We start from the raw sequence: 6,611 nt of genomic DNA on the forward strand, positions 1-6,611 counted from the left end.
TTATGACGATGAATTTTTTAAACGCGCTGTCTTTTGGCCTTGGCAAAAAATTGCCCTTGCTTTTGCAAACCGAGCTGACTGAATGTGGCCTGGCCTGTCTGGGAATGATCGCAGGCTATCATGGTTATCGTACCGACCTGGCTACACTGAGACATGATTTTCCTATCTCATTGAAAGGGGCAACACTGCCGCAACTGATACAAACGGCACAAGCCATAGGCTTGCAGTCACGGCCGCTGAAAGTTGAACTTGAAGGCCTGGAGAGCTTGAACCTGCCCTGCATACTGCACTGGAACTTCAATCACTTCGTTGTCTTGCATTCCGTCAAATCTGGTATAGCGACCATATATGACCCGGCGATGGGAATAAGAAAGTTGTCTCTCAATGAGGTTTCAACCTCTTTTACTGGTGTCGTACTGGAAATCTGGCCTGGTCGCGATTTCCAGCCACGCTTACACCAGCAACAAAAGATATCACTGCAACAGTTATTTGGCACGGTACGCGGGCTGACGCGTTCATTGACACAAATACTCTTGCTGGCCTTGACGCTGGAAGTTTTTTCCATCATCGGGCCATTCTTCCTGCAATGGGTCATAGACAAGGTGGTGTTGTCTGCAGATCCCGACTTGCTCCTGACGCTGGCCCTTGGCTTTTGGCTGGTCATGATATTGCAACAAGTCACGATGGCGGTGCGCTCATGGGTCATCATGTACATGAGTACCACGCTGAACCTGCAATGGCGCGCCAATGTGTTTGCCCATCTGCTGCGCTTGCCAGTTCAATATTTCGAAAAACGGCATATCGGTGATGTGGTTTCCCGCTTCTCTTCTGTTGATGTCATTCAACACACTTTAACTACCTCATTTGTCGAAGCCATACTGGATGGCTTAATGGCTTTATTCACCGTGGTCATGATGTTTTTATACAGCCCCGTACTGGGAATGATCGCTGTGGTCACAACGCTGCTATATGCACTCAGTCGCTGGGCCTGGTATCAACCATTGAAAACCGCAACAGAAGAGCAAATCATACATGCCGCCAAACAAAGCTCACACTTCCTTGAAACAGTGCGCGGAGTTAAGACAGTCAAATTATTTCAGCGCCAGGACATGAGGAGAGTCAGTTGGTTGTCGCTCCTGGTAGACCAGATCAATGCCGATCTACGCACACAAAAAATACAAATTTTTTTCAAGTTGACGAATGGTCTGTTATTTGGCACAGAAAATATCCTCATCATCGGTCTGGGAGCCAAGATGGTATTGGATGGTCAATTCACTGTTGGCGTACTCACCGCCTTTATCGCCTTCAAGACTTTGTTTGATACCCGGGTGAGTTCTTTGATAGATAAAACATATGAGTTCAAGATGCTGCAAGTGCAGACTGAACGAGTGGGCGACATCGTGATGTCTGAACCTGAAGCTTTCTCACAGCAAATCATACAGAATGAGCATGCTACCAAAGCACCTACCCTGGAAGTCACAGGTTTGCGTTTTCGCTATTCTGAACACGAGCCCTATGTTCTGGATGACATCAATTTCAAGATCGAATCAGGCGAGTCAGTTGCCATCAGAGGTTCCAGCGGTTGCGGGAAATCCACCTTGCTCAATGTCTTGCTTGGTGTACTCCCGTTGAGTGAAGGAGATGTCCTGATAGACGGTGTCAGCATCAAGCGTCTGGGCATAGAAGGCTTGCGCCAGATGGTGGGGGTAGTCATGCAGGACGATGTTTTATTTGCCGGTTCAGTGGCCGACAATATCTGCTTTTTTGATGCCAATCCTGATCAGGACTGGATAGAAGAATGCGCCAGAATGGCTGCCGTGGCAGAAGAAATCAATGCCATGCCCATGCGTTATAGCTCACTGGTGGGCGATATGGGAACAATACTCTCAGGCGGACAAAAACAGCGCATCCTGCTGGCCCGGGCATTTTATAAGCGACCACGCATACTCTTTCTCGACGAGGCGACCAGCCATCTCGACGTGTTCAATGAAAGACGAGTCAACAATGCAGTTGGTCAACTGCAGATCACCAGGGTCATCGTAGCGCACAGGCAGGAAACCCTGGCAACCGCTGACAGAGTCATCAGCCTGGCAGTTGGCAAGATGGTGACGAATGATGTCAATCAAATACACCGGGAACCAGTCCTACACTCTGAGCAAGTGTAAAGTAATCATCATCGTGCAAATAGGATGTGCGCGAATGTAGTTGAAACTCGAGTTTTCGCAAAGAGAAGGTGAATCAAGCGTTCGCTATCTTGCAAGGATAAACCTAAGACTTGTCCTGAGAACAACGTCACCTTCTTGGAAACGAGGCGCGATTCTTTGTAGCTAATTGCCTTGATCTCGCCTTTTTGAATTGTTCGTATTAAATCGCCACGACACTTATTTTTACCCAGGCACCAGAATATTCTGGAAAACACAAGTTACCTTCTGCATCTATCATTTTCCAGGTTGATATCACATCACATGGCAGATTTGGCGCTCGGAAATTAACTGCGATTGCTACGGTCATTCCAGGTAGGGTATCTGCAATGAGAACCTCGTTAGATTCCGACTCAAGATAAGATTTGGCCACAGGCTCGTATTGACCGGCACTATTTCTTCTACACAAAGCAAGTTCTTCATCCACGCGTTTTAGACGTCGATTTATCCATGGTACGGATCCTGTATTTTGAAAATTCCATATTTTCGTAAAACGAGCATTAACGTAAACAGTAGACCCATCCGGAAAAGTCTCGTCATTAATGAATGAAGGTATATCGCCTGAATATTTTGTTTGGACAAAAATACCAGGTCCCAAATCGATGTCATCGTAAACCAGTCGCAATAAACTGATTGGCGCAATTTTAGCTGCCCTTGCGATTTTATAGATGGTCGTGACGGTAGCACGCTCAACTTCCCCTCGCAAAACACGGTAAAGCGTTTCTCGAGATATATCTGCGCGCGCGCATAAATATGTGTGCGTAATCTTATGCTGCTTGCATGCCTGATCAATTGCCTTGCGAATAGGATGGATAGTGGAATTCATAGAATTTTCATCTGACTGTCTTACAGATATGACAATTGTGATGATAGGATATTCTTGAAAATTAAGCAAAAGATTACCAAAAAAATAATTTAATAAAGGATGCCGATCAATGATTGCCGCAAATAAACAAGCAAGCTTAGCAATGATTAAATCGGATGTGAGCGTCCATAGGACTTTGATAAAAACCTTGAGTCGTCCTCCAGGTATAAGAAAGGGAAAAGATGACCGTTCTTTATATATCTCCACATTTGCCACGCTCTTACTGATTCCTGGTGTCTCACTTGCTCAGCTCTCTGGACCCACGCTGCCAGTCTCATGGTTGAACCAGAATCGTTATATCGAAGTCAGTACTGGTATTCATAGTCAGCATTATCAAGAACAAGATCGCGGCGGAAACATCCTTGATACCGAAACTGGAAATCAAAAAATTATAAATACAGCTTTGCGCTGGCAGTTTGAAAAAGGATGGTTCTTACATCTGCAGAATTCACGCCGACAAGGCAGCACCAATTACAACGGCTACTTGCAAACGGGTGCCATCAACACGCCTTATAGCGCACTGAGCGGTAACTCAGCCACCCAGTACGGCGCAAGCATAGGCTACGCTCTAAACAACAGCACATTGGTCCTTATACCGGAACAATGGCAACTCACTCCCTTATTACATTACAGCCAGCATCACTGGCAACGCGATCTGGTGCAATACAGCGAAACCTACGACTACACCACTGCTGCGGCAGGTGTTATGTTGCAATGGCAACCTCTGTACGGCACCGTGCTGGAAGTGCAAACACTGCAAGGCAAAAGTCAGTCAGCTAAGGTTAGCGTACCCGCTTTCAATTTTATCGCCACACAGCCTGGTGGCTCATACGCAGAATGGCAATTCACAGTCAGCCAAGATATCGATGCTGTTACGAGTATTGCATCCTTCAAATATTGGCACCTGATGGCAAGCTACACCAGATCGCGCTACCAGCACTCTGCAAGCGCCACAGTCAACCAGCTACAAGCACCAAATAATCAACAAAGCCTTAGCAACTGGATGGTCGGCGTTCAAAGACATTTTTAGTTTATTCACTACCAGACAAACCAAAGACTTTGCAAAAAACAGAAATGCTGAGTGTGTAAATTTACCTCAACCCGGAAACGACTACTTTAGAAATCAAATTAAATTGGAATACGCTATGAAACAGCTGCGAGAAAAACTGCTCATTACGTTATCATTATTGCATTTTCACTGTCGGTGCTTGAGCTTGTCGGTCTTCACTCTGGCTTTAGTGACGGCTTGCGGAGGTGGTGGTGGAGGCGGAGGAAGTACGCCGATATCAAATACAAGTGGACCTTCAACTACCGGCACGACGACAAGCACTACTACAAGTACTACTACAAACACACAAAGTGCCACAACGTCCATGACTGGATCGAACACCACGAAGGTACTTAATTCGACACAATCCGGTACGCTGACTGTGGCGACTACCACGGGCGACAATGGCAGCACCCAATCCATCGTCACCCTACCTACAGATGTGGCAACGAACCTATCTGTACAAACAGGCGAAACCGTCGTTGTCCCTGCAGGGCAAAGCAAGCAGTTTCCATTGGGTTTTGCGGCAGTAATAGGGAAAAAAACGAGCGACGCTATCACTGGGAAAGTAACTGCTGAAGTTACTCCGGCCACACTGCGCGATGCGTACAGCAAACTCAGTGTGCAGGGTAGTGATATTCCCTTGTCTGCAGAAAATTTTGTAGGCGCCATTGCTCCTAAGGCCATCAGTGGAGGTAGCAGTACACCGACACCTATTCAAGCAGGTTTGTTACGCCAAACTAATGGAGTGAGCGCATTCGATGGCGCATTGAGCCTTACGACTAGCAAGCCCACCGGTATACAAGCAGGCTTGGACATCAGCCAACCTGACTTGGCATTGGGTGAAATCAAACTGGAAAAAGAAGTAAAGTTGATGAATTTACTGGACGAATCAGAAGCATCCAAATACAAGCCTTATGGCAAATCTGGTGATGCAAAGGTAGTCATCAATATCAAAATCAATGATTTGACGCTTACACAAAAAGCTGAGTTTGAAAACGTACTTGGAGTGCCCTACGCGCTTAGCTCACTTGACTACAAACTGAAAGGATCCATTAGCGGTGAGGTAAAACTGGTCGGTGGCTTATCGGGTGAATTTGGATACTACAGTCGTGCATGGCAAGAAGTAGAAGTTGAAAGTATGAAGTTACTTGGGGTCTCAGGCAAATTATTGGGATTGGAAAGTAAAGATAAAATCGGAAAGATTCCCCTTGCGGGTCTGGTTTTCAGCCTGCCATGTGCACCCACAGTTACTTGCCCAATTGTACCAGGGCAGACACAAACACCACTAAGAGCCGCAGCAGCAGGTGGCGTCATAGTCTGGGTCTACCTCAATTTAAAAGGGGAAATTACTTTTGAAGGAGGATTTGGCTCTCGTATCAATGCTGGATTTGAACTCGGTGCCCAGCAGCCCAAAGGCGGCGAGTTGGTACAAGTATTTAAATTTTTCAAAAAGACTGCAGATAAAAATCTGTTAGAAGTACCTTTTATACAGGGACAACTCAAAGCACAAGCAAATTTAGGTATTTCTCTCGACACAGATGCATTTTTGGGAGGAGTGCGTTTTTTGAATTTGGCATTGGATGCTGGAACGCAAGCAAACTTAAATGTTGACGCCCAAATTGCCAACGTACTATCCGATGTTGGACAGGCGTGGCAATGGCAGGGGCAGACCTGCATGACAACAAGTGTTGGCGCGGGCTTGGTAGCCAACTTGCGCTTAGGTATAGGTGGAGAAGTAAAAACTGGCTGGCCCAAGATAGATGACAAGCTCAATGGACGGCTTACCTACGAACTCCATGCCCCAAGTGAAAATGAACGGGCAGCTATAGGCCAACATGATGTCCTGGGCTTTCCGCTTTGGTTCACTTACAGTGGAAACTCAATGTGCTTCCCCGTTCCTACAATACAAACCAGCAGTGTGAGCAAGAATGGAAGTGTTTACAACTGGGAAGTGAGTGGCAAGAATTTGCCCGACGACTTGGAGCTGTCAATTACCAGCCAAGGATTATGTGCTACCAAACCACAACTAAATTGGAGCGCCGTAGATGCGGGTACAAAAGCAAGGTTTACGTGCTCTGCGCTATCCACGGTTTCTAAGGCTTCAGGCAGTTTTGCATCAAAAAAAGCCACTAATTTGGATGGACAAATCCTGTGGGACTGGCAAGTCAAAAACTCTCAAACCTCACAGCCCGAAAATGGCATCTGTGGAAGCTCAAGTAATGCTAGTTTCTCATCTACACCAATTGCCAACCTGTGCACTGCTGGTACTTCGAGTACCGTACTCGGAACTGGCCCCTGGAATTGGTCTTGCACTGGCAGTAACGGAGGTACATCTGCAACTTGTGCCGCCAGCTATCAGTCTACAGCCAGCCCCATCACGGTCAGTAGCCTGAGCGCCAGTCAGAGTGGTATAGGCCAGGCGATCAATGGCAGCTTCTCTGTCAGTGGTTCCAGTGTCGGCATGCTGCGCATACATGCCGGTACATCCGCCTCT

At 46.8% G+C, this 6,611-nt stretch carries 4 protein-coding genes; 3 read left to right on the forward strand and 1 reads right to left on the reverse strand.

All coding sequences use genetic code 11. The features are described 5' to 3' along the window. The first annotated feature begins 8 nt into the window (after nt 1–8). Nucleotides 9–2,165: a peptidase domain-containing ABC transporter gene (locus ACO0LF_RS10625; protein ID WP_423014071.1), complete on the forward strand. Its 2,157-nt coding sequence runs from the start codon at nt 9–11 to the stop codon at nt 2,163–2,165. Nucleotides 2,166–2,364: 199 nt separating this feature from the next. Here the strand turns inward: ACO0LF_RS10625 and ACO0LF_RS10630 are convergent, their stop codons facing one another. Beyond that, a complete protein-coding gene (locus ACO0LF_RS10630; RefSeq protein ID WP_423014072.1) occupies nt 2,365–3,027 on the reverse strand; it encodes an NBR1-Ig-like domain-containing protein in 663 nt (220 codons plus the stop codon). Between the two features lie 109 nt (nt 3,028–3,136). On the opposite strand from ACO0LF_RS10630, the gene ACO0LF_RS10635 reads away from it, so the two are divergent. Together ACO0LF_RS10635 and ACO0LF_RS10640 are read left to right on the forward strand one after the other, a co-directional pair. Continuing rightward, entirely contained in the window at nt 3,137–4,096 is a 960-nt protein-coding gene (locus tag ACO0LF_RS10635) for a hypothetical protein (RefSeq protein ID WP_423014073.1), read from the forward strand. 343 nt (nt 4,097–4,439) lie between these two features. Further along, nucleotides 4,440–6,611: hypothetical protein (locus tag ACO0LF_RS10640; protein WP_423014074.1), on the forward strand; the 2,172-nt coding region annotated here is incomplete at its 3' end.

It is taken from the genome of Undibacterium sp. Di27W (assembly GCF_049340345.1).
Lineage (GTDB): Bacteria > Pseudomonadota > Gammaproteobacteria > Burkholderiales > Burkholderiaceae_D > Undibacterium.

Excerpts from the sequence above, each read along its gene's own strand:
- ACO0LF_RS10625 (WP_423014071.1), top strand. The coding sequence starts at position 9 with ATGAATTTTTTAAACGCGCTGTCTTTTGGCCTTGGCAAAAAATTGCCC.
- ACO0LF_RS10630 (WP_423014072.1), bottom strand. The coding sequence starts at position 3,027 with ATGAATTCCACTATCCATCCTATTCGCAAGGCAATTGATCAGGCATGC.
- ACO0LF_RS10635 (WP_423014073.1), top strand. The coding sequence starts at position 3,137 with ATGATTGCCGCAAATAAACAAGCAAGCTTAGCAATGATTAAATCGGAT.